The organism is Brevibacillus laterosporus, assembly GCF_030489605.1.
GTDB lineage: Bacteria > Bacillota > Bacilli > Brevibacillales > Brevibacillaceae > Brevibacillus_B > Brevibacillus_B laterosporus_E.
On the sequence record NZ_JAUKFY010000003.1, the window covers coordinates 288,721 to 313,510 of the forward strand.

Below are 24,790 nucleotides of genomic sequence, written 5' to 3' on the forward strand. Positions count from 1 at the left end.
GGGTATGACACTTAAAAAAAATTTAAATGTAACGATCCTGGCTATTTTAATTCCTGTCATGCTCCTCTTGTACGTTGTCTTGATCGTTACGTTACAGAAAAATGTTTTTACAAATGCGGTAACCTCTTTTCAAAAGCTAAGCGTTGAGGCTCAAATCTATAGCATTAATTATGTTGAGCGTGAAAAATCTGAGGCCACTGTGACTTTGCAAAATGGTGCCCCTCTAATCGCTTCTTATTTGTCTAAACGCCTGGGTACTCGCACACAAATCATCGGTATTAATAGTGAGGTACTAGCTGATACGGAACGAACGGCTTTTCCCAATTTAAACCTCGATATCGTTCAAGCTTTAGATGGGAAAAAAGCATACATTATAGAAAAATCCACTTCAGCACCCCTGTTGCTATTCTCTAGTCCGATTTACGTACACGGAAAAGTGATTGGTGTTGTTCGCTTTATTCATAAGCTTGAGCAAGAAGACTTATTAATTAGCAACTTCAATAAAACATTTATGATTTCTTGTATTCTCATGTTTGTTGCTGTAGCACTCTTTGCCCATAGATTTGCCATTTCTTTGAGCAGACCGATTGAGAAATTACGCGACATGGCTCAACAATTAGCCAACGGTAAGTACCAATGCAAAATCGAGCTACAGGATTATGAAGAGATTAAACAGCTTGCCCAATCGTTTAATGTGATGGCCCATGCCATTGAACTGCACATAACTCAGCTTCAGGAGGAAAAGGTAAAACAAAAGGATTTTTTAGATCGGGTCACCCATGAATTAAAAACGCCGCTGACTGCCATTATGGGGTACGCCAATTTAATTCCCCGATTAGAAAATAAACAAGACGTAAAGGATTGTCTGAGGCACATTTCTATCGAAAGCGAACGCCTGCTTGCATTAGTAGAGGAATTGCTGAAAACCTCTAAATATGGAAACAGTCAATTTAGCGTCTCACCTACGATATGTGATATTCAACCGATTTTAAAAGAAGCTGTTTTTAGTGTCCAGCCAAGATTGAATAAATACAAGATCACGGTTTACAATCATGTCGAGTCTGCAAAAATAGTAGCTGATCAGGATAAAACAAAGCAGATTTTTTTAAATCTGTTAGACAATGCGATTAAATATAGTGATGCATCCTTCCTTGAGTTTCATGTGGAAATCGCTGAACATAGCTTAACCCTTGTTATACACGATGATGGCATTGGAATCAGCGGGGAAGTGCTTGACCAATTTAAGCATGCACCACCGAATGAAGCGCTTCAATCTAGTTTCGGCAATGGCTTCGGGTTGTTATTATGCCGGGAGCTTATGAAAAAACAGGGTGGTAGCATGGATATTGACTCTGACGAAATAACCGGTACAACCGTACGTTTACTCTTCCCTACCCCGGCCGGATTGGAACATATTGCTAAGTGAAACCGCTTAAATAATACATTTACGAAACAATTGAGATGTAATTCCGAAATAATCGTTGGTTATCTTATGAGGAGAGCAAGAAACATGAAAAAAATATTAGGACCAGCTTTACTTTTCATCATCATGCTTTTACTCTTATCTTCCCTTGGCTATTTTTTGCAAGAAAGTCTCTATCGGAAAGTAGTCGTGATAGAAGATCAGAATGAAGTGTTGAAAAAAGTAAGCGATTCCTTGCCCGTGGAAGCGATTATTAACCACGAAAAATGGGGAGTCGTAAACATTACTGATGAGGTTTTGCTATACTCAATCATTTCTTACATTGATCTTATTAAAAAAGAAAATGATCCGCTCGTTGTTTCAGGAAATAAGAGAGTGACCATGTTTTCTGGCAAGATCCGTTATCTTAATGGGGTTGAGCATAGATTTCAGTTAGAAAATGCTTTTACCTTCGATGAGCTAACGTATGGTCAGAAGTATGACACTCCCATTTTATCTGCTTTTCGGACACACCTGCTTCGCTTGTTTTATTCATCGAACCAGTTTGCTGAGTTTACCCAAAAGGCTAAGGACGTTTTTGTCAAAAAAACGGTGGCCGATTCTGGTAAACGCATTCATGAAAAGGGTTTCTTGATTGAAAAACTAAAGCAAGCGTACGAAATTAAGGATACGTCCGAAATTCAGCAGCTTACCTTCCAGAAACAACAGCCGCTCGGTATCATCACCGTCTATAAGAATGGCAAGCAGAAAAGGAATGACCGTAACGATATCCTTACTTTTATCGTTTATGAGAAATACTTTATTGTTCAGTATTTAGGCGATGATAATGGGAATTCCATCTATATGACTGGGCGTTTGGCAGAACTCTTATAAAGAAAGTAAAGGCTGATCTATGATGACGAAACGTTTATTCAATTTCTTGCTGTTAAGTATTTGTTCCTTATTACTTGTTAGTTGTTCCAAAGAAGTGAATCCTATTACCTATGATAAACATGGGATTCCTCGTTTAAAAGGTCATCACCTTGTTGCCTATGTTGCTTCTCGTGAAGAAGTAGGAAATGCATTGCTATCATCCTTTTGCCAAGAAACCGGCTGTACGTATGAGTTCATGCGTTTGTCTACAGAAGACATTCTGCGTCGGGTTTCACAGGAAAAAAATAACCCTCAAGCTGATTTAGTTATCGGCGGCACGGTCGACGCTCATATTACGATGAAAAAAGAGAAGCTGTCAGAACCCGTTACCAGCAAGAACGGCTCCCTCATTCCCGCAGAAACAAAGGATGAGGACGGTTACTGGTACGGTTATGAGATCGAACAGTTATCCATAGCTATTAACGCAGACCGTTGGCACAAAGAAATTGAACCGTTAGGATTATCATTCCCAACAAAATGGGCCGATTTGTTGCATCCTGCATATAAGAACCAAATCGTGATGTCCAACCCTAATTTCTCCGGCACAGCCTACACGTTTATTTTATCCTTGTTTGAAACATTAGGTGAAAAGCAGGCAATCGACTATATTACACGTTTGCATCCAAATATAGCTGCTCTCACTGTAAACGGCTACATGCCGGCGCAGCTGGTAAGTTCTGGAGAGCATCTCATTGGAATTAACTTCCTGGGGGATCAGCGAAAGCTCCGCGAAGCCGGCTTCCCACTGATCAGCATTGTTCCTGAAGATACAGGATTAGCTGTCAATGCTCTCTCTAAGATTAAGCATGCACCAAACGGACTTGTTGCTGATTTATTTATTGATTATTCGTTGTCCAAACAAGCAGCAAAGGTATTAGAACGTGTATCATACGGGATTCCTACCGTGCAACAAGAAAAGATGAATAGGTTGAATATGGATGTTATACAGATTCACGAGTCTATGAAATGGCATGATACCATCATCAAACTTTGGAACAAATTACGAGATACAAAACAACCTCAAGGAGAATGATTCATGTTTGGATGGTTAAAGCAAGCTCCAGCCGCACCTCGTCTACCTGAACATATGATCGCTAAGATGTACAAGATCTTCCGTATCCGTACATTGATCGGAATTTTCATCGGTTATGCTGGTTATTATTTAGTTCGTAGTAACTTCGCACTGTCTACAACCTACTTAAAAAGTGACTTTGGTTTTACTACAACTCAAATCGGTCTATTAAGCTCTGTTATGGCTATTACCTATGGCGTAAGTAAATTCTTTATGGGTAACCTGGCAGACAAGGCTCATACACAACGCTTTATTGCTTTTGGTTTAATCCTGTCTGCTTTGGCTAACATTTGCTTTGGTTTCACTTCTAGCTTTGGTCTGTTTATCGTTTTATTGTTCATGAATGGTATGTTCCAAGGCATGGGTGCTCCTCCATGCAGTATCGTAATGGCAAAGTGGTTCTCCAAGAAAGAACGCGGAACAAAAATGGGTATCTGGAATTGCTCTCATAATATTGGTGGCGGTATCATTGCTCCAATCGTTGGTGTGGGTCTAGGTATTTTCGGTACACATTTCTGGCAAGCAGGTGTATACCTCTTCCCAGCGGCTCTTGCTATTCTTATTGCAATCTTTGTTTGGTTCTGCGGTAAAGATACACCTCAATCTTGTGGACTTCCGCCAATTGACGAGTATCGTAACGACTATGATGATGTAAAAGATGAATCAAATGGCACTGATCTATCTCCGAAAGAGATCTTGATGAAATATGTTGTGAAAAACAAATTTGTGTGGTTCCTCTGCTTTGCTAACGCATTTGTTTACTTGATTCGCTTCGGTGTATTGAACTGGGTTCCTCTATACCTAACGGATGTAAAAAGCTTTACGCAAGCACAATCCCATATGGCATATCTTGCATTTGAATGGGCTGCGATCCCAAGCTCTCTACTTGTTGGTTGGTTGAGCGACCGTGTGTTTAAAGGTAATCGTATGCCGCTATGTATCATTAGTATGGTAGGCGTTGTTCTTGCAACATTGGTATATTGGAAATCTTCCAACGTAGTAGCAATCAGTATTGCGGTATCTGTTATCGGTTGTTTGATCTATGTACCACAATTTTTAATCGGGCTATCCGCTATTGACTTCGTACCAAAGTTCGCTGTAGGTACAGCAGTAGGTATGACAGGATTGTTCGGTTATGTAGGCGGTAGCTTCGTAGCTAATGCCGTAATCGGATTTTTAGTTGATGCTTCTGGCTGGGATGGCGGCTTCATGCTAATGCTAGCTGGCGGTATTGCAGCTAGTGCCTTCCTAATCCTTATTCAAATGGGACAAAAGAAGCAAAAGGAAAAACTAGCATAACAGCGGTTTAAAAATAAAAAATGAGGGATGTCTCTTATGATGGAGACATCCCTCATTTTTTTGCTTCCATAAAAAATACAGATAAAAACTTCCTTACATTTATGCGACATTTCGTAGTTTTTTCGCCGGATTCCAGCTCTTTCATTCGTAATCTCACCTCTTTGAAATCAAATAAGCGAGGAGCAAAATGTTCAAAAGTAGGATTCGCATAATCGGTTAATCCTAACGAGGATAAATGTGTAAAGGCCTGTAGCACCATTCGGCGAATCCGCTGCTCCATAGCCCGAACTTCTTTTACAAGTGCCTGCTCATCTATTTTATTGGACATTCTCTGCAATACCCGGGCATACAGCTCCTTTAGCTGCATATCCCGCAATAAATGTCCCCCGCGTTCTTCCGTAGCCAGCCATTGAATCATGGCAAAAAGATCACGTGCCCCTGCCTCGCCTGCAATTCCTAGCTGTAGTAAGAGCTGGCGTGCATTTTGTTCCAGATGGCTCTGTTCAAACGATCCAAGACGTGTTGCATGAAAGCCTTGATACCCCTGATTAATCTGTTCCTTCCCCTTAATATCCAATATCTGAAGCGATTTGCGAATAGATTGCAAGGATGCTTCCAAAGAAAGATGCTCTGCTACCCGTTTTAATACGGAAAGCACCTCAAGCTTATTAATCGGCTTTTGGATAAAGGTATCTATTCCTTGCAGGTATGCTTCCCCGATCATTTCTTTATTTTCTACCTGGGACACCATGATAAATTTACCGGTAAAGCCCTCCCCTTGAAGCTTTTTAATCGTCTGTATTCCATCCATCCCCGGCATTAATAAGTCAACCAAAACGACGTCTACACCATATAGCTGGTCAATCGAAACATGGATACCGTCGCTTGCTTGTCCAATGATTTCACCCAGCTTACTTTCATGAATCAGTCTCTCCAGCATCCTGCGTACAACAGCGTCATCTTTAATTAGGAAAAACCGAAGCATAAGCCCCCCTCCTCTCTTAGCAACTGATCGGTTGGTATTCTCACTTCAAAATGTGTGATTGGTTCTGACTCGTGTATGATCCTGAGTGTACCATCCAAGCTATGAATGATGCCTTTTGCATGTGTAAGGCCTATGCCTGTAGAGGGCTTTCCTTCTCTGTCATACTTTGTGGTATAGCCTAGCTCAAACACCCATTCCCGATCTTCATGTAAAATACCCGCCCCATTGTCCATAACATGAAAAATAATTTCTCTCTTATCAAAACCCACTGAAAGCTCAATCTTACCTTCAATAGGAATGGCCTCTACTGCATTGGCTACCAGATTATTTAACACAGAGAGTAGCTCATAGATTTGACTGGTGGACAGATTGACATTGCACCTCTCAGTGAACTGTATCCTCTTTCCCATCATTTCAGCATACTTCTGGTTTGCGCGTATAACTAATCCACATAATTCCGATATGGATAGCTGAGGTGCTAATTCTTTTTGATTTATAATTTTTAATAACCCAGCCAGCATGCGTTGAGAATCCTTTTTTACCTCATGCACATGCTCCGCTATGTGTAAGGCCCTTGATGATTCAGTATTTTCTGACGATAGGAGCTGCCGATATAATTGATAGCTCTCTCTGGTAATTTCCTCTAATTGCGTCATGGATTTACGCAGGTAAAAGGTTTCCTCATACAAGCCAGTGTTAATCATTCGCAGCCGTTCCAGCTCCTGCTGTCTAACTTCCCCTACCGCTCGTACTTGGCGAATGGAAAAACTATTATACAGACCCACCGCAAAGAAACTGCGCAGGGCTCCAAAGAACAAAAGCACCAATATACTTTCTCCCCAACCAGCAGGAGCTACTCCACTTATCTCACGTACCCACAGCTCCACTAAATTGGAAGCACAGTCTATCGTAGCGCCTATCAGACCTAACAGTACCGGGGATTCTACATAGCGACGGGCTCTCACTATCTGAAACAATAACGTGAAGCTACAATAATAAAAGGCGGAGGGCAAATGAATGAACAAGCTTTCCTGCCAGGCTGTCCCGTATGCCACAATGTCCAATCCTACCCGAAACCACATAGTAAATGCACCAGTTAGCAATCCGATCAGCGATACCGGCACATACTGGAACCACAATAAACCGAAGAAGAAGGCAGCAATCCCTAACGAAAACCGAAATGGCCCTCCAAATGGATTCACCTTCATTTCTCCAAAAAAGGCGGTTGCTAGCATAATAATCAGCAATAACGGAAGACGTTCGCGCATAAAACCTCCTTTTCTTAAAAAAAAGAAAAATCTCTTTCCCCTATTTTACTAGGAAAAAGAGATGTGCAAAACCATTTCCTTTATATATGTTTATTTTCTAAGCGTTTAGAGACACGTGACAAGCTGTAATTCACTGCGAAATACATCATCGCTACCATCAAAAAGGTTGGTATCACATAATTAACGTTTCGTCCGTTAATAATTTGGGCATGATTCATTAATTCTGGTAGCGCAATGACAACTGCAAGCGATGTATCCTTAAGTAAAGAGATAAATTGACTTACAATAGGGGGAACCATTCTGCGCAGGGCTTGCGGAAGCACCACATGCCAAAGTGTTTGCATATAAGATAGACCGGATGAACGTGCCGCTTCTATCTGCCCCTTATCAACTGAATTCAAACCGCTGCGAACAATTTCAGACAGCATGGCCGCTTCAAAAATTACCAGTGCTAAAATAGCCGCTGCTACCTTATCCAGCTTTAAACCAACCTCTGGCAAGGCAAAATACGTGAAAAAAATGATTAAAAGAAGCGGCAAATTACGAATAAGCTCAACCGCCGTACCAAGCGCCTGCGACACAACAGGAATCCGTGCATATCGCAAGGTTCCAATAATAATCGCAATAGCAAAGCTCAAGACAATCGAGATGAATGCTACTTTGAGCGTAACCCCAAAGCCCTCTACCAAAAAGACAAGATACTGAGGAGAGTATGCTCCGATAAAATCCATATATGCCCTCCCCTTTATTTATGGCTCGCCAAGCGTCTCTCCAGATATCCTACGAGGAAGCTTAGCGGCAGAGTTATCATGAGATAAAAAATAGCAACAAATATATATACATCAAATGTAACAAAGGTCTCGGCCGATATCAGATCACCAAAATACATTAAATCAAGGCCAGCAATAACCCCAAGTATAGAGGAATTTTTCACCAGATTGATAAATTGATTCCCCATGGGTGGAATTACAACTTTAAACGCCTGCGGCAAGATAATATAGCGCATGGTTTGTACATAAGTAAGGCCTGATGAACGCGCTGCCTCACTCTGCCCCTTAGGTATAGCCATGATCCCTGCGCGTATCGTTTCTGCAATAAACGCTGCGGTGTAAACTGTAAGCCCCAGCGTGCCAGCCAGAAATGGTTTTAATACAATTCCCAATGCAGGCAACCCCACAAAAAATAAAAACACAACCAGAAGAAGGGGAATATTTCGAATAAATTCTACATATGCTACCCCTATCCAATTTAGTGGGCGTACTGGTGCAATACAAAAAACGGCAATAATTGTCCCTAATAACAAGCTTCCCGCTAATGCCAGCACACTCGCTTTAAGCGTATTTCCAAAGCCTTCCATAAACAGATCCGAGTGCTCTAGCAGAATAGAAAAATCGATCATCTCAGCTGTAATCCCCCTTTATCTTCATGACATAAAGGAATGAGCGGTAGGGAGGACGCCCATTCCATTCAGGTCTTCAAATCATTCAGTTCTAATTTTTGGGCTTTTCACCAATCCATTTTTCGTAAAGCTTGTCATATTCACCACTTTGCTTCATTTCCTTCAGGAGATCGTTTACCAATGCTACGAATTCTGCATCACCCTTTGGCAAAGCAATTCCATATGGTTCTTCAGTAAATGTTCCCTCAACGACGCGGAAATTCGGATCTTGTTTCGCCATTCCGTATAACAAAGCATTATCTGTAGTTAACGCATCACCTTGACCTGCTTTTAATGCGGTAAAGGCTTCTGCATAGTTTTCAAATTCAAGAACCTCTGCCTCTGGGGCATTTTCACGTATGTTTTTGGCTGAAGTAGAACCCTTTGCCGTCACTACTTTTTTACCCTTTGTAAAATCCTCCAAACCTTTGATGGCGCTGTCTTTCTTCACGAGGAAGGACTGACCGGCCATGAAGTATACGTCAGAGAAATCAACTTCCTTCTTGCGTTCGTCAGTAATTGTCATCGTTGCAATAATGGAATCAATCTCTCCGTTTTTTAACATCGGAATACGAGTCTTGGAAGTTACTTCTTTCAATTCAATTTTATTTTCATCACCTAGAACTTTTTTAGCAATTGCCTTCGCTATATCAATATCAAAGCCTTCGACATTTCCCGTGGCTGGATCTTTTAACCCGAATAAATTCAAATCATACTTAACCCCGACTACATACTTGCCTCGCTCTTTAATCTTAGCTACTGTACTAGTCGCTGGGCCCTTTCCTGATGAGCTAGCTCCATCCTGTGTTTTACTTGATCCACATGCTGCTAATGCTGTTGCGCTCAACATCATTGCCAAACCTACACCCAATACTTTTTTCCAGGTTTTATTTACTTTCATTTGATTACCCCTTTTCCTTATTTTTATCGCGAAAAGATTAATGATTTAAAATCCGGCTTAAAAATAACTGGGCCCGCTCCTCGCGCGGATTGGCAAAGAACTGACCGGGATGCGCTTCCTCCAATATTTGGCCTTGATCCATAAAAACAATTCGATCAGCCACTTCGCGCGCGAAGCCCATTTCATGTGTTACCACGACCATCGTCATTCCTTCTTTAGCGAGCTTTTTCATTACATCAAGAACCTCTCCGATCGTTTCCGGGTCAAGTGCTGATGTAGGCTCATCGAACAGCATAATTTTGGGCCTCATGGCGAGCCCCCGAGCAATGGCGACACGTTGCTGCTGACCCCCAGATAATTGGGACGGCAGCTTATCCGCTTTATCAGGTATCCCGACTTTCTCTAAATAGGATATCGCAGTCTCTTTTGCTTCTTTCTCGGAAATACCTAACACTTTAATGGGAGCTAATGTGATGTTTTGCAACACAGTCTTGTGCGGATACAAGTTAAAATGCTGAAACACCATACCGATATCTCGACGGAGCCGATTAATGTCGGTATTTTTGTCATTGACCTTGATGTTGTCTACAATCAGTTCTCCATTTGAGATCGTTTCCAGGCGATTCATGCAGCGAACTAATGTGCTTTTCCCAGACCCGGAAGGTCCGATGACCACGACAACCTCTCCCTGGTTAATGTGTAGATTAATGTTTTTAAGCACGTGGAAATTTCCGTAATGTTTATTCACTTGATGAAAGCTAATCAACCAGAATCCCCCTTATTTATGGTTTTATATTTCGTATCGTAAAGAGAACCTACCCGATTCTACAGAAAAATACAAAGAATTTTCTTTTTATTAGAATTTTTAAACAAAATGAAAGCTGCTCTCCATTTAGCTACATAAAGCAATATTCCTGTTCCTCTCTGTCATCCGCGTTCTACATAATTTTTTCAACCTGTTCTGGAAAATAAACGTAACAAAGTTTCCTACTAGAACGTCTAAAGCTAATAGAGCATTTTTTTAAAAAAATCTATTGATTCGGGAGGATTGTAAGAATGAAGCTTCGCCAGTTATTCGCCCTGCTTCTTTTGTTCACACTATGCGTCCCCATGATGGGCCAGTCGGTGCAAGCTCAGGCTTCCCAGGGGATTAGTATCTACCTGGATGGACAAAGAATAAATAGTGATGTCCCACCGTACATCATTCCAAAAGTAAATGTCACCATGGTTCCCCTTCGTGTTATCAGCGAAAGCTTAGGTGCCCAGGCTAATTGGGATCAATCCAAGCAAACCGTGACAATTCGTAAACCAGACACCAACATAAGCATGACCGTAAAGCAAAATTACGCAACGGTAAACGGATCGAAAGTTCACTTAGACTCTTCAGTAGTAAACAAGCAAGGTCGTGTCATCGTTCCGCTGCGCTTTGTAAGTCAACAATTAGGTCTTCAAGTAGCTTGGAATCAGCCTACACAAACCATCACACTGCAATCAGGTAACCAAGCTAATTCTAATCAGTTGCCGCCACCAGACATTGCAGGACCGGGAAACGGACTATACCCTGAATATCCTGGCAATGTCATCAGTCCTGAAAATACAAGCCCTGGTTTCACTCCTATTCCCGGAGTCCCTGCTACCACCGATCGTTCTTTGCGAGGTGTCTGGGTATCTACCGTTTATAATTTAGATTGGCCTTCCGCCGCTTCCTACAGCAATATGGGCAAACAACAACAGGAGTACATACAATTGCTAGACTCTATGCAGGGAATGGGCTTAAATACTGTATTTGTCCAGGTTCGTCCTTCTGCAGATGCCTTTTATCCATCAGCACTAGTTCCATGGTCTAAATACCTGACAGGAACACAGGGAAAAGACCCAGGCTATGATCCTCTTGCTTTTATGATTGAAGAGACACACAAACGCGGGATGGAGTTTCATGCTTGGTTTAACCCTTTTAGAGCTAACGTTGATGCAAAAACCGATCAATTAGCTGCTAACCATGTAGCAAAGCTCCATCCAGAGTGGATCATTAATGCGAAAAACAAGCTCTACATTAACCCGGGAATACCTGAAGCACGTCAACAAATCATCACGGAAATTATGGAAGTAGTAAACCGATACCAAATCGATGGCGTTCATCTGGACGATTACTTCTATCCATCTGACGGGGTATTCCCTGATGACGCTACCTTCAAGGCTTATAACTTCAACTCGTTTGCGACAAAAGCGGAGTGGCGTCGCGATAATATTAATCAATTTGTTCGTCAATTAGGGGAAGCCATTCATAGCGCTAAGCCACAAGTACAATATGGTATAAGTCCATTTGGTGTATGGCGCAATAAATCGATGGACAGTACCGGATCGGACACAAAAGCCGGCGTGACTGCTTATGACAACATGCATGCAGACGTTCGTACATGGATTAAGCAAGGCTGGATTGATTATGTTATGCCGCAAATCTACTGGAGCCTCTCCTTCTCTGCTGCCCAGTACGACAAGCTGGTAAATTGGTGGTCAAATGAAGTGAACGGAACCAATGTGAAGCTATATGTAGGGCATTCTCCTTATAAGCTGGGAACAAAGGAAGCAGGCTGGCAATCAGCTCAGGAGATCATTAATCAATTGCAGTTCAATACTCAGTTCCCTCAGGTAAAGGGCGACGTATTCTTTAGCGCTAAGGATCTTCGTAAGAATCCGCTTGGAATCGCCGATTTGCTGAGAAGCTATTACGGTAAATAGCAAAGGAAAATAGGAAATAAGCCCCCCTCCTCGTCCATTTTAAAAGGGCGCGGGAGGGGATTTTGTATGTTGGGGGTCTTATCTATCATATCAATTACTTTGTTAGGTTCTCGACAATAAAATCAAGCTGTCCCTCTAAAGAAATTGGGTCATTAAATACAGAAGAATCTTTATCCATAGTAAATACTCGATTGTTTTTGACAGCAGGCAATCATTTCCAAACACTGCTGTTAATAGACAACCTCAGGATTGGCATCATCTCCTGACCATGCGCTTGTAAAAATATAATCGCCTGCATAGGAAGGCAGCGTTTCAAGGGTTAAGCTTCCAAAGCCAGTACTGCCATCAATGACGTCCTTCTGAATAATAGCTGGTGCTTTTAGCTTCAATTCGTTGCAGAGTACTTCGCCGCATCTCGAAAAATTGCTACCGAATACATAGATACCCTTGGAGTAGGGATTTAGTATTGATACCGTTTTGTCCCCTACTGCTGCCTTCACCTTTGGCTTGGCTTCTGCCACTCTTTTTATCCCGCTTTGCAATCCACTCGTTCGCTTTATCCTCTCGATTTGTCATCCTACCAAATTCTTTTATTTGCTCTCTTGCATCTTTCTTACCGTACTCAACTGCTACTGTAGGAGCGATTTTTTGCAATTGGTCTATGTTCTCTGCCCCAACTGTCCATATGAGCATATCTCATATATATGCCAGAAGGAGTGTTGGTCAGAAAATAAAAAACTGCTCCTCTTCAAGAGAGAAGCAGTCGTCTGCAAGTCAATATTCAGTTGATAAAATCTATTGCAAACACTCTATTTCTAGCAAGTTTGCTTTCATGGAATAATCCTTACACTTTAAAGCGCTCTAATTCCTCCTGCATTTGCTTTGTCATGCCTGCAAGCGAACTTGCCGTTGCATGAACTTCCTGAGCTGCTGCAGAAGCTTGTTCAGAGGTTGCAGCGATTTCTTCCGAGGAAGCTGCTACTTCTTCAGAAATGCTAGAGCTTGTTTCTACTTTTTCTAAAATCTCTTCTTTTTGTTTTTGCATTTGTTGTGCAGAGTAGCTAATTTGCTCCAGCTTCGGATTGATATTCTCTATTTCACGAATAATTTCACGGAAGGAGCTCATTGCCAAATCCATTTCCGCTTTTTGACCAGACATAGCTTGACTCATGGATCTTGCATTTTCTAGCATCTGATCGGAATCAGAGGAGACTGAGGTAATCATATCTGCAATCATTTGAGCCGACTGGCGAGATTGCTCTGCTAATTTGCGCACCTCGTCTGCCACTACAGCGAAGCCTCGTCCCGAATCACCTGCACGTGCAGCTTCTATAGCCGCATTTAGGGCCAATAGGTTTGTTTGTTCGGCAATCTCATTGATAGCAGTCGTGATATGATGCACACCGTTTAAATTTTCATTCGCTACAACGATTCTATCAATAAATTCTTTGAAAATTTGATTCACCTGATCTACCGATACAATCAATTTGTCCATGTTTTCATTGCTTTCGCTTGCTCTTGCATAAATGTTTTTCCCGTTGCGGTCCACGTCCTCGATGGAGGCTGCCATGTCATCTAAGCCTTTGCCATACGAAGTCAGAATTTCACTGATTTCCACAAGCTCTTCTGTTTGAGAAGTTACTCCAGCAGCTACCTCTTGAATGGAATTGGAAACCGTTTCTGTCGCTGTACTCATCTCTTGTGAAATATTGCTTAGATTATGGGAGGAACGATCAATTTCAGTGGACTGCTTTTGAATAACGCCAATTAAGCTACTAAAGGATTGTTTCATATCCTCGAGCATGTGTGACATATCACCGATTTCATCACGGCGGTTTAGTAGTTTCTGATCAATAGCCGTACATAGCTCACCTTTAGCCATGAAGGAGAAGATATTTTTGAAGCCTTGAATCGAACGTGATAGAGAATAAGAGTAGTAATAAACCGCAATACCTCCAAGAAGCAGAAAGACGGAGGAAATAGCAAATAGATAGTTGCGCATGATAACAGTTCCATTCAACAGGTCACTCTGCTCAATATAGATAGCAAGTCCGCCGCCAGTAAGTGGAATAGGGGCAAAGCCTACATATTTATTTACGCCTTTATATTCGTAAGACCCTGTACCATTGACCCCACTGATCATTTTTTGTTCTAGCTCTGCCAAATCACGGAGCGCTGGATCAGTTTCAGCCGCTTTTATTACATTTTCTTGGGCAAATACTAAATCAATATTTTCATGTGCTACTACTGTTCCTTGTTTATTAAGCACATAAGCTCGTCCAGTTTTACTAAAAGTAAGGTCTGAAATCATTTCCAATAATTTATCAACTTTATACTCCATGTACAACACGCTATTTATTTTTCCTTCTAAGTAGATAGGCGTTGCGAAAATGATAATCAACGAATTATCTTCCATAGAAACAATCACGTCTGAAGTATTGGAATGGCCAGCAAGAGCATTCTTAAAATAATCTCGCTGTGTGATACTGGTATTCGATTGAGGTCCTAAAACCACTTTTCCGGAGAGATCAGCAATTCCCCATTTACTTGCTCCACGTTTTTTTATCAGCCTAGAAACACTAGCTTGAGCTTCCTGTGGGTTGGCTTGATAGTTTTCGATTTCCTTGCGGGATGCGACTCCCTCAATGAACGTTACCTCATTTTTTAGTTTATCCTCATAATAATTGGCCGTTTGCTGAGCAAGAGGAGAAAGCATCGTTTCGGCTGTATTTTCAATTTGTTTTTGAGCGGTAAAATAAGCTAACAATGTAAGCCCAATACATGTTGTAATAAGCAACCCACCAATAATAAAAAGCAGTTGCGCTTTAATCGATTTAAACTGAAGCCTAAAATTCAAAATAATCCCTCCACTTTCTGTGATATCCGTATATCGAAATTTTCTTGTACATTACTTTAATCGTACAAAATAGTAACAAAATCCATAGACAAACTGTTACAGATTTAATTTTAAATTTTATAAATATTTTCATAAATAAAATGCCCGTCCAAAAAGACCTCCCCCCAAAATCAAAAAATGGGACCGTGATCTATCCCAAACGGGAAGCTGATGCATGAATATGAAATAACCAGTAAACTAGATAGCAGAAAAGCAATTTCTAGCAATTGGAAGGATCATAACCAACTGGGTCAAAGCTCTATCTTAAGGCAGCTTTCTTGGTTTACAAAATAACACTATAGATTATTTTTCTAATGGTGATTGCCATATTTCATTCTGACATAGAAGTAGCCTTCGCGAACTTCTGTGCTTTCAACGTTTCCCCTGCGTTATTGTTTCGATAATCTTGGGTAGGTGACTGACAAATGCAAATCAAGGAAATATCAGACAAGCTTACTATTTCTCCGCGCGCTATTCGCTTTTATGAAGAAAAGGGATTATTAACGCCAGCTAAAAATCAGGAGAACAACTATCGTGATTTTACAGAGAAAGACGTCTGGCGCCTGCAAACCATTATTGCCTTACGGGAAGTGGGGATGTCTATTCCCGATATTAAAACGGCTCTAAAGCAAATAGATGAGGGCAATCATGATGAGCTTCAATATTATTTGGAGCTGCAGCGGTATGTCATGTTTGCACAATGGCTGGAGCTGAAAGAAAACATTCGCACAACAGATCAAATGATAGAACGCTTGGGACAAAACAAGGAACTGTCGTTGGAGCAGATTTTTACTCTGGCAGAAGGCTCTAAACGTCTCAGAGACTTACGTAAAAACTGGCATGATAAGTGGAATTTTGATCATCAGGCTAGAACCCATGACGTGCATGTTTTACGTAACGAACAGAGCTTTCATGTCTACCAAAACTACATGGAAGCACTTGATATGACGCTTCAATGGGTCGATCCTATTCCTAAGGAAAAAGGATTGGACATGGGCACTGGTACGGGGAATTTGGCAGCACGCTTTATAGATAAAGGCATCCAGATGGCAGGTGTCGATCAATCAAAAGAAATGCTGAAGCAATGCAAACGCAAGCATCCACAGATGGAAACGAAACTGGGCAATTTCCTAGCTATTCCCTATCTGGACAATCAATTTGATTTTATTGTGACCAGCTTTGCATTCCACCATATTACGGATGCTCAAAAGCTGATGGCATTAGACGAAATGCGCCGAGTCTTACAGCCACGCGGCCGGATTTGTATAACCGATTTGATGTTTGAGAATGAACGACATAAAGAGCAGTACCTAGAAGGTTTACTGAAACAAGGGAAAAGAGATATCTATACAGCTATTCAGGATAAATATTATGCAAATAGTGAACAGCTTCTCGATTGGTTTACTCGCAATGGGTATATTGTAAAGCATCAGAAACTGCATGAGCTGCTCTATGTCATGTATGCCGTTCCTATCAGATAGAGATGTATCCTTTGGTATTGACCTTCTCGTAACGTCAAGCCTTATGCTAAAGTCCAACAACATATAAGGAGGGCTATGCATGGCACAACCAAATCATCCCGATATCTATCAGAATCAAGCAGAGAAATACGAACGTTTAATTTCAAAGCAACCAAGTCTCTATGCTGTAATCAACCAGATAAAACCGATTGAAAATACAGACATTATTGATCTGGGAGCCGGTACAGGCAGACTTACTACAGTGCTAGCTAAGCAGGCTAAATCAATCGTTGCTCTCGATGCATCCGAGGCCATGCTGCAAGTAACAGCACACAAATTAAAGCAAGCCGGTCTTCACAATTGGAGAACACAGGTAGCTGATCATCGCGCTCTTCCCGTAGCCAATGACTCTGCTGATCTATTAGTATCGGGCTGGAGCATTGGCTACCTATCCAACTCTACCGACCCTACTTGGAAGCATAATATCAAGCAGGTAATGGCGGAAATAAAGCGCGTCCTTCGCCCCGGCGGTACAGCTATTATTTTGGAAACAATGGGGACCGGACATGAAACTCCGCATCCCCCGATATTTCTACAGGATTATTACAGATCACTTGAACAAGACTATGGCTTTTCCTTTTCTTGGATTAGATTGGATTATCATTTTGAGAGTGTAGAAGAAGCTGCAGACCTGACAAGGTTTTTCTTTGGAGAGGAGGTAGCAGAAAAAGTGGTTAGCCAATCGCTTCTTCACGTACCAGAGTGTGCGGGAATCTGGACCTTACAGGTTTAACAAAAACAAAAGCCATTCTTCGTCATCGGTCGAGGAATGGTTTTTTTTATATGTTATACTACATATTATTAACAATCAGGTTATAAAGAGGAAGTGGTTATTTTGGATATTGGAAGAAACTCACTCTGCCCATGTGGGAGTGGCAAAAAATACAAAAAATGTTGTTTACATAAAGATGAGCAACGCGATTTCCTTCATTCATCGTCAACAGGAACCAATCAATTGTTGCATAAATATATTGATCTAGATTTAACATGGGATAACGAGGATTATATAACTGCAGCTCATAATATTGTGAGGAATATGCAGGCAGATTACAAGCCTGACATCATTGCTGCAGCCATCAATTTATGGCATAAATACGCTCATGCTACCCATCCCGTAATCCGAAAAGCTGGAATCATTGAAGCTTCGATTGAATATTCGATTGCGACGATTATGGATATTCCCGTTACTCAGGCCGCATTAGCAAGCAAGTATAATGTCTCTGCCACAACAATCTCCAAACGCGTACAAGACATTCTTGATAACGATTGGTTTGCAGATCAGACAACTTCATAACAACTACAACAAAACCTAGCCCGTCATTCAGGTACTGTTTTGTACCTATTGATCCGTGCTAGGTTTTTATTTCATGATTTTACACGGTACTCTTTTGAATTAACCAATTTTTTCCAAATTATTTTTCACGATCCTGTGGTGTGCATCTTTAAACCCCACAAATTTCTTGCTCTCCTCACTCCACAGACGGAAGCTGAGTGATCTCAGACTTGATAGCAATGTAATGCTTTTCACGTCCTGCAAGAAGGCATTATGCTTATAAGCCGAAGCCAAGTAATAGTTAGGTACACGCGGACTTAAATGGTGAATATGGTGAAAGCCAATATTGCCTGTAATCCAATGCAGGACCTTTGGCAATTTGTAAAAGGAGCTTCCCTGTAAGGCCGCTTTTACATAACTCCAGTTCTCTTCTTGTTCAAAATACGTATCCTCAAACTGATGCTGTACATAAAACAACCATACACCTGCTGCACCTGAGATAAGAAAGATCGGTCCCTGAATGAGCAAAAATGCATGCCAGCCTAGAGTCCAGCATAGTATACCTGATAGGGAAACAATGCCTAGATTGGTTATATACGTATTAAGACGTTCCTTTTGCCCTGCACCTTTGCGGTTAAATCGGTAATTAATCAAAAATACATAGATAGGGCCTAGACCAAACATGATGAATGGATTCCGATACAACCGATAAAATAACCGCTTACTAGGCGACAAGGCTACGTACTCATCTACTGTGAGTGTCCATACATCTCCTGTGCCTCGTTTATTTAAATTACTGCTTGTCGCATGATGAATAGAGTGAGATCTCTTCCATTGCTCATAGGGGCAACACGTTAGAATCCCCGTAATCAAACCAACAATCTCGTTTGTCTTCCGATTTTTAAAGAAAGAGTAGTGGCAACAATCATGAAAGATAATAAATATACGAATGAGAAAACCGCCAGCAGGGACAATCAATACTAGACTCAACCAGTAGGATACCGATAAACATAGATATGCACCATACCAAAGCAGACAAAATGGGATCAACGTATTGATTAGCTGTCGTACACTATACTTGATCTGGGATTTTTCATAGGGGGCCATTTGCTTTCTCCAGTTAACTTGTTCATCCAGCTTCACGCTAATAGTAATCTTCCTCTCTTTGAATCTGTACTTTTATAGTAACGCATGGATTCCGAATCAAAGGGGAAGATGATTCATGCCCATCTATAGTTCACTATAACAATTGAAGGTTTTAAGATCGTTTTTAACCCTCGCTTTGTTAGCGACATATAACGTTACGTCTAACTCGTAACTAATCGTGCTCTTCTTTTTTAACTGCCTTTCATCATTATATTCGAAAATCGTTCTCAATTGTCTTATAATTTTTTGCTTAAATTCACCAATTTTCAGAAAAAATTTGTTCTTGGTTCTGAGAATTTAGGTGTCACTTGGCCAACATTCTGCTACCAACCCGGTTGCATTCGTTATTCTCATGGAACATGAGAATGCCCTTATTAATGAAATAAAAAAGAGAAGAAGACATATTCATGCACCACTATCTTCTCCCAATCAAATTCATTTAACGATCAATTTTCATGATGTGCTTTGGATATCCAATCTCTCATCTCATTCATTATTCGGTGGCGAATAGAATACACCAGTTAATATCAGTGTTACAAATCAAATCAGCTTTTTTATCTACGATGTAAACAGCCATTTCATCGCCTGTGGGAAGTGCTTAATAAAGAAAAGCCCGTCATGCGTCCCGCCTTCTTCTACCACAAGCTTCAATTGCTCCTTTGGGAATCCATTTCCGATTAAAAACTCATAAGCCTTATACGTATACGGAACCATATTAGCCTGAATGTTTTTCTTATAGATGCCTTCTAAACTTCCTACATACATGTACATTCGTTGCTTACTAGAACCAATCTGGTTGTCACGGATAAATTCTAGCAGTCCCTCAAACCATAAGGAGGCAGATAGCAATCCTATACGTCCAAATACATCAGGATACAGGTAAGCCGCATATAATGAAATCATTCCGCCAAAAGAGCCGCCGATTATTCCCGTATGCTCCGCTTCAGATTTTGTCCGATAAACGGAATCTACATAAGGCTTTAACGTATGAACAACGTAAGAAAGGTACTCTGCGCCCTTACCACCAAAATCAGGGTAGCTGCGGAGCAGTGCTTTTGCAGGCCATGGCGTATATTCATCATTTCGATTGTGCGGTGGAATACACACGAAAATCAATTCGGATAGCTCCTTGGTAATGAAAAGATGCTCCAGCAGATTCATGCATGTATGGACTAAATAGCTGCCATCCTGTACGTATACCGCAGGAAAGCTCCCCCCGGCTTCATAAGTAGGGGGCAAGTAAATCATAATTTCTCTGTCTCCCACCGTCTCTGTAATAAAGACCTTTCGCATCCTTATCCCCTTTCTCACCGCGTATCCATGTCTTTATAAAATAGTAATTGAAATACGGATGCGACAGCCATGGATTAAATCCCGAATTACAATGGAGAAATTCAGCTTTTAAATACAAAAAGAAGACCAGTCCATATGAAGTGACTAGTCCTCTTTTTTATAGGCAGAGCTCTTTCGCCTTATCTCTTCTATTTTGTCTACCTAATCTATTTAGCTGGGACAGACGATATGCTCACCGGCTTAACTTTTGGCTGTAATAGCATATAGATTGGTGTATTGTCTATTGATTCAGCCTGTCCCTTTTCCACAAATATCGGTGTAACATCCTCCGCTTCACCAGCAACAGGTGTCGTTACTGTAGCAGGCAGGGTCGCCGGAATAGAAACCTGACTTTTAGAATAGAGCATTACTCCTCCAACTGAACCTACCGTAAGCATCACGAGCAACCCGATCGCAGCCATGCCCTTGTTTTGGCGAAAGAATCTCGATACGGCATTTGACGACTCGTTCTCTGCCTCATGCAATATTTCTCTAAATTCCGGGTTACGAATAGCGTACCAACGTTTTCGCCATTCTTTATCCCGTAGTCTTTTAGCGTGATCATGCAGTAGATATTGCTTCAAGACGTGACGATAAGATGAGACAAGCTTTCTATCTATCAGAAACATTCGTTGCTTTACTGACCACTGAATGAACAGATAGGCAGTCTCTTCTCCTCCATGCTGCTCTACAAAAGTAAGCATACTGTCAAAATCAAACGCGGTATGGGAATTCTGAGAATCGCCACGATAAAAAATAAGCGCTATCTTTTGGAAACTGCCTTCGACTAATGGGCTGCCTACCAGCTTTCGAATCAGCTTCTGCTGTATTTGGATGTCAGCCGCGTCCCAATTCCGATAAAATTCTTCGGGCAAAGGCGTTCCCGTCTCTGTTTCTAGAGAAAAAACGTTCATTAGTAGTTCCAGCTTATATTCACTCTGTGAATCTAGTGCTGTGAAAAAGCTTTGCGGTTTATGCTCAAACAAAGAGACAATCCTTTTAACATCCTCCTTGGATAAGACCTCCAAAGAAAGATGCTTCAGTAAACATTTGTCTAGCTCTTCTAACAATCTGCTCGCATAGCTGTGACCGACTCCCCACTTACCCAACGCTTGATGAACCGACAATGCCGCTTCTACCTTTCGTTTCTCTTCTTGAAATAAGCTAAGCAATTTTTGCTCCGTACTATTGATGAAAAAAGGATTCTGCAGAGCTTGGGAAGCATGAACAGCCCAAAAGCTCATTTCCTTGACTGCATCGTCTAGTTTGTGGCAGTTCGCTAAGCGTTGAGCTACATATTCCTCAAATAAAGGCTTCACTACCTTTTCATAGCTCAAAATGGTATTCATCATAAACGTAAACAATTCATGATTACCTGAGAGTTGCTTGTATACCTGCTCAACGTACTCTGTTTGCTGAGAGCTTTTCCCTTTCAGAAGAACATCCATCAGGTACATCGCGATCTCTTTGCGGTTATCTTGATTCTCAACAACGTTATACGCTTCACAGATCAAGGTAATCAGTTCGGCGGCAGGCAGGCTCTTGGATGTAACCGCCGTTTTTTCCGCTCCAAACAAAAGTCTAAACAACGCAAATAATCTCTTTTTGTTTATCAAGCGTTCATTACGAAGGTACTGTAGGAGTACCTGCCATACCGCCGCTTTATTTCGCTCATAGACGTTCAGTTTACCTGTTTCTATCAAAAACAGCGTGCACAATTCATAATACGTGGCAATGCTCAAGCCCTTAGCAGGATTCTCTCCTGAAAGAATTTCGTCAGCGAACTCGTAAAACGACTTGAGCACAACTGCTTCATTCAAATTCGTCCACGCAAAGCTAAGATACTCGTGCTCACCTTGAATATCAGCATGAAGTATCGATTTATTTGCGAAATCAAACAGAAAATCCTTATTCATATGTCCGTTACCAGACCTAATGCTACCCTTTTCAACAAAAATAACATGGAGATACTTTTTACTTTCTGGTTCATTTGTATAGGTAAGGAATCCAAATTGTCTACGCATCTCATAAGGCAAGCAGCCATACAGAAGCTCTAATAATTGAGCAGCAGCTTCAGAGGTCTCACTGATATCAACATCTAAGCTAATAAATACCTTTTTCTTCGTTGATAGAGAGCTCATGGTAGCGAATAGAAGCTGTTTAAAGGCTTGCTCATCAATCCCTAACCGAGCTAGAATCTGCTTTTTATCACCAGTGCTGCGACTCTGATATGGTAAATCCTCTAACTCAGGCAGCTCTTTCCCGTCTGTTTCCTCATGATGATTTACAAAGGAACTAATGCCGAAAATTTTTGCTGGCGTTTTGCAAAATTCATCTCGTTGCACATTTGGGATCACATAATTATGGGTAAAAAATGTGTTCCGCTGTCCTGTAAAGTCTGCTCCTACATAAACGCTTTTCCCAATGACCATCTCGCCTGATTCAGCGCGAAAACAGAAAAGTGCCTCTGGATACTTCTCTACCTGTGTTTCTCCCTTTTCCTGCAGCTCTTTAGGAGCGTTATAGACACAAAACGGATGAAGCGTCTTCTTGATAAATGAATTGTCCAGAGAAGCAGATTTAGAGACGGTGTCGTATCCTTCGTTTGAGCGGAAAATCCCTTGCCGCCCTCGCGTATAGTACTGCTGTTGAATATGCTGCCGTCCCACTATTGCTCCCTCCCATCAATATAATCCAATTGATGTAACAGCCAAATAAATGGTTCATCTACGCGAACAGGCGTCACTACGCCAGTCACCTTTTGGTTAACCGGGTTACTTCCGAGTGCAGATACAGCAAAATAAGCCGTATTTGTAAAATAAACCTCCAGTGCATCCTTAAAAGGTCGATCAACTTTTTCAATGAAGCGCCTTATCTCTCCATTGATATTTTCGAACTCACTTGTGTTCAGATACTGTTTATGAACGAAATTTCGAAATACATTGCTGTTTGATTTAATATACTCACTATCGTCTTCCTTCAGCATGTGTAGCATATCGCTTTTAGTCAGTACAACAGCAGTCGGTATATTGGTTTTGCTGTGCTCCTCATATCCGATGAAATTCTCAAATAGGGTAATGAGCACTTCGCGAGGCTCATCATATCTGGCAGTAAACTCCCCTGGCTCATCGCCTGCATTAAACATGATTTTGTCGCGTATCGTTCTAATTTGCAGCGGATCAACAAGGAATAGAATGCCTGAGGAATTTTTCACGTGGGATGCATATAGCTCCAAATATTCACGATCTACCATTCCCTCACCCGCAACATCAAAAAACACTAGAATGAGCGGGGCTTGTTCACTATCCTTAAAAATAAACTGAAAAATAAAGGGCTCCTGCCGCTTTTCCTTTTGAGTAGAGTCAAGCAGTTGGCCTCTCTCAAATAAAGGAGTCTCGTAATTTTCCCGGAACTTGCGACTAATCTGTGCGTTTAATGGCATGCAGGCAGCATTAAAATGATTTGCCGTTGTATTTTGCAGGGTGTGAATCAGCGATGTCATATAGACAGATTTACCTACTTGTGAAGCACCCACGATGGAAATAATATTACTTGGTGCTTTTCCGGCTGTAATCGGGAGTTCATTATGACATTTCGGGCAAAGTCTGCGTTTGGTAACCATACCGTATCGATCAGTCAGGCCTACTAAAACCTGATCAACATAAAGCTGATTTTCTTGCGGTATCGTAGCCGGGTCAATTACTGCTTCAAGCTCCTCGATCGCATCAAGCCCGAATTTATCTCTATACTGATTTAGAATCTCATCTTCCTGCAAAGCATAATCTTCGTCATCATCACGATGATGCGTGGCTCTAAATACTACCTGATCGGGGGAATACTTCGCAAAACAATAGGGACAAACAATATCATAAAAAGGAAGCCGTTCCTTGACTGGCTGTTTTTTCTCAAACATATTTTTCAAAAATGTAAACACGTTGGTTCCCTCCTATTCAGGAATCAGCTCATAGCTCTGCCCGTATTTTTTTCCGTCTGTCAAAAAGAGGCGAATGTAATCCTTTTTCTTGATCTCGATTTCAGGCATTACATTCTCTCCTGGCTCAAGATCACGGATAAAAGCATACTGCGTGCCATCATCCTTGTTCGCTGGAGGAGAGCCTTCTTTTTTCACATAGCATAAAGCTTCCTTGGGAATAAGAATCTCCGAAAAAATGCGAATCTGTAAGGTTTGATACTGACTAAACCATTTCTTCCCTCTTTTAAAGGAATAATAGATTTTAGCTTTGCCGGAACTAACATGAACGATGTGATCCTCACCCTCCGGAATTAGCATAACCGGTCTGCCATTCTGAAGCTGGCACGGAAAAATTCGATACGTATATCTTCCATACCCATCGATATATTCACGATATCCCTGATGCACTTTGTACTCCTCGCGTGTGTATAGCTTCATATCCTTCTCATTGATTTGGTCAGGATGAAACGGTGTCTCGAATCGGGATTTGTACACGTAGACGCAGGGAACGGATTCTGCCCAGTACCAATTTATCACGCATTCGTTACCCTGCATGTGGGAGGTAACATCCTTAATAAGTGCAATGGATAGTTTTTCCGTTCTGCTCATTTCA

22 protein-coding genes and 1 pseudogene are annotated in these 24,790 nt (G+C 41.3%); 9 read left to right on the forward strand and 14 right to left on the reverse strand.

The genetic code is table 11. The features are described from left to right. Positions 1-4: 4 nt before the first annotated feature. From QZ995_RS04930 to QZ995_RS04945, 4 genes are all read left to right on the forward strand, one after another. Positions 5-1,426 carry a sensor histidine kinase gene (locus tag QZ995_RS04930; RefSeq protein WP_301803848.1) on the forward strand — a complete coding sequence of 474 codons (1,422 nt, stop codon included), beginning with the start codon at positions 5-7 and terminating at the stop codon, positions 1,424-1,426. Between the two features lie 84 nt (positions 1,427-1,510). Continuing rightward, entirely contained in the window at positions 1,511-2,296 is a 786-nt protein-coding gene (locus QZ995_RS04935) for a DUF3919 family protein (protein ID WP_301803850.1), read from the forward strand. Between the two features lie 22 nt (positions 2,297-2,318). After that, positions 2,319-3,368, forward strand: a complete 1,050-nt coding sequence (locus QZ995_RS04940) for an ABC transporter substrate-binding protein (protein WP_437124715.1) — start codon at positions 2,319-2,321, stop codon at positions 3,366-3,368. Positions 3,369-3,371: 3 nt separating this feature from the next. After that, complete coding sequence (locus QZ995_RS04945) at positions 3,372-4,706, forward strand: MFS transporter (protein ID WP_301803854.1); 1,335 nt, start codon at positions 3,372-3,374, stop codon at positions 4,704-4,706. A gap of 52 nt (positions 4,707-4,758) precedes the next feature. Here the strand turns inward: QZ995_RS04945 and QZ995_RS04950 are convergent, their stop codons facing one another. The 6 genes from QZ995_RS04950 to QZ995_RS04975 form a co-directional block, all read right to left on the reverse strand. Continuing rightward, positions 4,759-5,691, reverse strand: a complete 933-nt coding sequence (locus QZ995_RS04950; protein WP_301803857.1) for a response regulator — start codon at positions 5,689-5,691, stop codon at positions 4,759-4,761. After that, positions 5,673-6,959: an ATP-binding protein gene (locus tag QZ995_RS04955; RefSeq protein ID WP_301803860.1), complete on the reverse strand. Its 1,287-nt coding sequence runs from the start codon at positions 6,957-6,959 to the stop codon at positions 5,673-5,675. The genes QZ995_RS04950 and QZ995_RS04955 overlap by 19 nt, the downstream gene beginning before the upstream one ends. A gap of 80 nt (positions 6,960-7,039) precedes the next feature. Continuing rightward, a complete protein-coding gene (locus QZ995_RS04960) occupies positions 7,040-7,690 on the reverse strand; it encodes an amino acid ABC transporter permease (RefSeq protein WP_301803864.1) in 651 nt (216 codons plus the stop codon). Between the two features lie 14 nt (positions 7,691-7,704). Further along, positions 7,705-8,358, reverse strand: coding sequence for an amino acid ABC transporter permease (locus tag QZ995_RS04965; RefSeq protein WP_301803865.1), 654 nt, complete (start codon positions 8,356-8,358; stop codon positions 7,705-7,707). Between the two features lie 91 nt (positions 8,359-8,449). Further along, the gene (locus QZ995_RS04970) at positions 8,450-9,298 is read right to left on the reverse strand and encodes an ABC transporter substrate-binding protein (protein ID WP_301803867.1); all 849 of its coding nucleotides are present in this window, start codon (positions 9,296-9,298) and stop codon (positions 8,450-8,452) included. A gap of 37 nt (positions 9,299-9,335) precedes the next feature. After that, on the reverse strand, positions 9,336-10,064 hold the full coding sequence (locus tag QZ995_RS04975) for an amino acid ABC transporter ATP-binding protein (RefSeq protein WP_301803870.1): 729 nt from the start codon (positions 10,062-10,064) through the stop codon (positions 9,336-9,338). Between the two features lie 290 nt (positions 10,065-10,354). Here QZ995_RS04975 and QZ995_RS04980 point away from each other — a divergent pair, with 290 nt between their 5' ends. Further along, complete coding sequence (locus QZ995_RS04980; protein ID WP_301803873.1) at positions 10,355-12,037, forward strand: family 10 glycosylhydrolase; 1,683 nt, start codon at positions 10,355-10,357, stop codon at positions 12,035-12,037. A gap of 230 nt (positions 12,038-12,267) precedes the next feature. On the opposite strand, the gene QZ995_RS04985 is transcribed toward QZ995_RS04980, so the two are convergent. The 3 genes from QZ995_RS04985 to QZ995_RS04995 form a co-directional block, all read right to left on the reverse strand. Then, positions 12,268-12,558, reverse strand: coding sequence for a hypothetical protein (locus tag QZ995_RS04985; protein WP_301803875.1), 291 nt, complete (start codon positions 12,556-12,558; stop codon positions 12,268-12,270). Beyond that, complete coding sequence (locus tag QZ995_RS04990) at positions 12,464-12,730, reverse strand: ABC transporter substrate-binding protein (protein ID WP_301803878.1); 267 nt, start codon at positions 12,728-12,730, stop codon at positions 12,464-12,466. Before QZ995_RS04990 ends, QZ995_RS04985 begins: the two co-directional genes overlap by 95 nt. Positions 12,731-12,881: 151 nt before the next feature. Then, positions 12,882-14,894, reverse strand: coding sequence for a methyl-accepting chemotaxis protein (locus tag QZ995_RS04995; protein ID WP_301803881.1), 2,013 nt, complete (start codon positions 14,892-14,894; stop codon positions 12,882-12,884). A 464-nt stretch (positions 14,895-15,358) separates the two neighbouring features. Here QZ995_RS04995 and QZ995_RS05000 point away from each other — a divergent pair, with 464 nt between their 5' ends. The 4 genes and pseudogenes from QZ995_RS05000 to QZ995_RS05015 all read left to right on the forward strand — a co-directional run bounded on the left by QZ995_RS05000 (position 15,359) and on the right by QZ995_RS05015 (position 17,747). Further along, the gene (locus QZ995_RS05000) at positions 15,359-16,414 is read left to right on the forward strand and encodes a MerR family transcriptional regulator (protein WP_301803884.1); all 1,056 of its coding nucleotides are present in this window, start codon (positions 15,359-15,361) and stop codon (positions 16,412-16,414) included. 79 nt (positions 16,415-16,493) lie between these two features. Then, complete coding sequence (locus QZ995_RS05005; protein WP_301803886.1) at positions 16,494-17,186, forward strand: class I SAM-dependent methyltransferase; 693 nt, start codon at positions 16,494-16,496, stop codon at positions 17,184-17,186. 93 nt (positions 17,187-17,279) lie between these two features. Beyond that, a pseudogene (locus QZ995_RS05010) lies at positions 17,280-17,351 on the forward strand (SEC-C metal-binding domain-containing protein); the annotation flags it as partial. A gap of 57 nt (positions 17,352-17,408) precedes the next feature. Then, positions 17,409-17,747 carry a zinc chelation protein SecC gene (locus QZ995_RS05015; RefSeq protein WP_301804119.1) on the forward strand — a complete coding sequence of 113 codons (339 nt, stop codon included), beginning with the start codon at positions 17,409-17,411 and terminating at the stop codon, positions 17,745-17,747. Between the two features lie 99 nt (positions 17,748-17,846). On the opposite strand, the gene QZ995_RS05020 is transcribed toward QZ995_RS05015, so the two are convergent. From QZ995_RS05020 to QZ995_RS05040, 5 genes are all read right to left on the reverse strand, one after another. Next, the gene (locus QZ995_RS05020; RefSeq protein ID WP_301803889.1) at positions 17,847-18,869 is read right to left on the reverse strand and encodes a fatty acid desaturase; all 1,023 of its coding nucleotides are present in this window, start codon (positions 18,867-18,869) and stop codon (positions 17,847-17,849) included. Positions 18,870-19,430: 561 nt separating this feature from the next. After that, positions 19,431-20,165 carry an alpha/beta hydrolase gene (locus QZ995_RS05025; RefSeq protein ID WP_301803891.1) on the reverse strand — a complete coding sequence of 245 codons (735 nt, stop codon included), beginning with the start codon at positions 20,163-20,165 and terminating at the stop codon, positions 19,431-19,433. Between the two features lie 206 nt (positions 20,166-20,371). Continuing rightward, the gene (locus QZ995_RS05030; protein WP_301803892.1) at positions 20,372-22,873 is read right to left on the reverse strand and encodes a hypothetical protein; all 2,502 of its coding nucleotides are present in this window, start codon (positions 22,871-22,873) and stop codon (positions 20,372-20,374) included. Continuing rightward, on the reverse strand, positions 22,873-24,138 hold the full coding sequence (locus QZ995_RS05035) for a TRAFAC clade GTPase domain-containing protein (RefSeq protein ID WP_301803894.1): 1,266 nt from the start codon (positions 24,136-24,138) through the stop codon (positions 22,873-22,875). Before QZ995_RS05035 ends, QZ995_RS05030 begins: the two co-directional genes overlap by 1 nt. A gap of 12 nt (positions 24,139-24,150) precedes the next feature. Next, positions 24,151-24,786 carry a beta-mannanase gene (locus QZ995_RS05040; protein ID WP_301803895.1) on the reverse strand — a complete coding sequence of 212 codons (636 nt, stop codon included), beginning with the start codon at positions 24,784-24,786 and terminating at the stop codon, positions 24,151-24,153. Between the last annotated feature and the right edge of the window lie 4 nt (positions 24,787-24,790).

Coding starts and splice junctions, on each gene's coding strand:
- QZ995_RS04930 (WP_301803848.1), top strand. CDS start 5: ATGACACTTAAAAAAAATTTAAATGTAACGATCCTGGCTATTTTAATT.
- QZ995_RS04935 (WP_301803850.1), top strand. CDS start 1,511: ATGAAAAAAATATTAGGACCAGCTTTACTTTTCATCATCATGCTTTTA.
- QZ995_RS04940 (WP_437124715.1), top strand. CDS start 2,319: ATGACGAAACGTTTATTCAATTTCTTGCTGTTAAGTATTTGTTCCTTA.
- QZ995_RS04945 (WP_301803854.1), top strand. CDS start 3,372: ATGTTTGGATGGTTAAAGCAAGCTCCAGCCGCACCTCGTCTACCTGAA.
- QZ995_RS04950 (WP_301803857.1), bottom strand. CDS start 5,691: ATGCTTCGGTTTTTCCTAATTAAAGATGACGCTGTTGTACGCAGGATG.
- QZ995_RS04955 (WP_301803860.1), bottom strand. CDS start 6,959: ATGCGCGAACGTCTTCCGTTATTGCTGATTATTATGCTAGCAACCGCC.
- QZ995_RS04960 (WP_301803864.1), bottom strand. CDS start 7,690: ATGGATTTTATCGGAGCATACTCTCCTCAGTATCTTGTCTTTTTGGTA.
- QZ995_RS04965 (WP_301803865.1), bottom strand. CDS start 8,358: ATGATCGATTTTTCTATTCTGCTAGAGCACTCGGATCTGTTTATGGAA.
- QZ995_RS04970 (WP_301803867.1), bottom strand. CDS start 9,298: ATGAAAGTAAATAAAACCTGGAAAAAAGTATTGGGTGTAGGTTTGGCA.
- QZ995_RS04980 (WP_301803873.1), top strand. CDS start 10,355: ATGAAGCTTCGCCAGTTATTCGCCCTGCTTCTTTTGTTCACACTATGC.
- QZ995_RS04990 (WP_301803878.1), bottom strand. CDS start 12,730: ATGCTCATATGGACAGTTGGGGCAGAGAACATAGACCAATTGCAAAAA.
- QZ995_RS05000 (WP_301803884.1), top strand. CDS start 15,359: ATGCAAATCAAGGAAATATCAGACAAGCTTACTATTTCTCCGCGCGCT.
- QZ995_RS05005 (WP_301803886.1), top strand. CDS start 16,494: ATGGCACAACCAAATCATCCCGATATCTATCAGAATCAAGCAGAGAAA.
- QZ995_RS05025 (WP_301803891.1), bottom strand. CDS start 20,165: ATGCGAAAGGTCTTTATTACAGAGACGGTGGGAGACAGAGAAATTATG.
- QZ995_RS05040 (WP_301803895.1), bottom strand. CDS start 24,786: ATGAGCAGAACGGAAAAACTATCCATTGCACTTATTAAGGATGTTACC.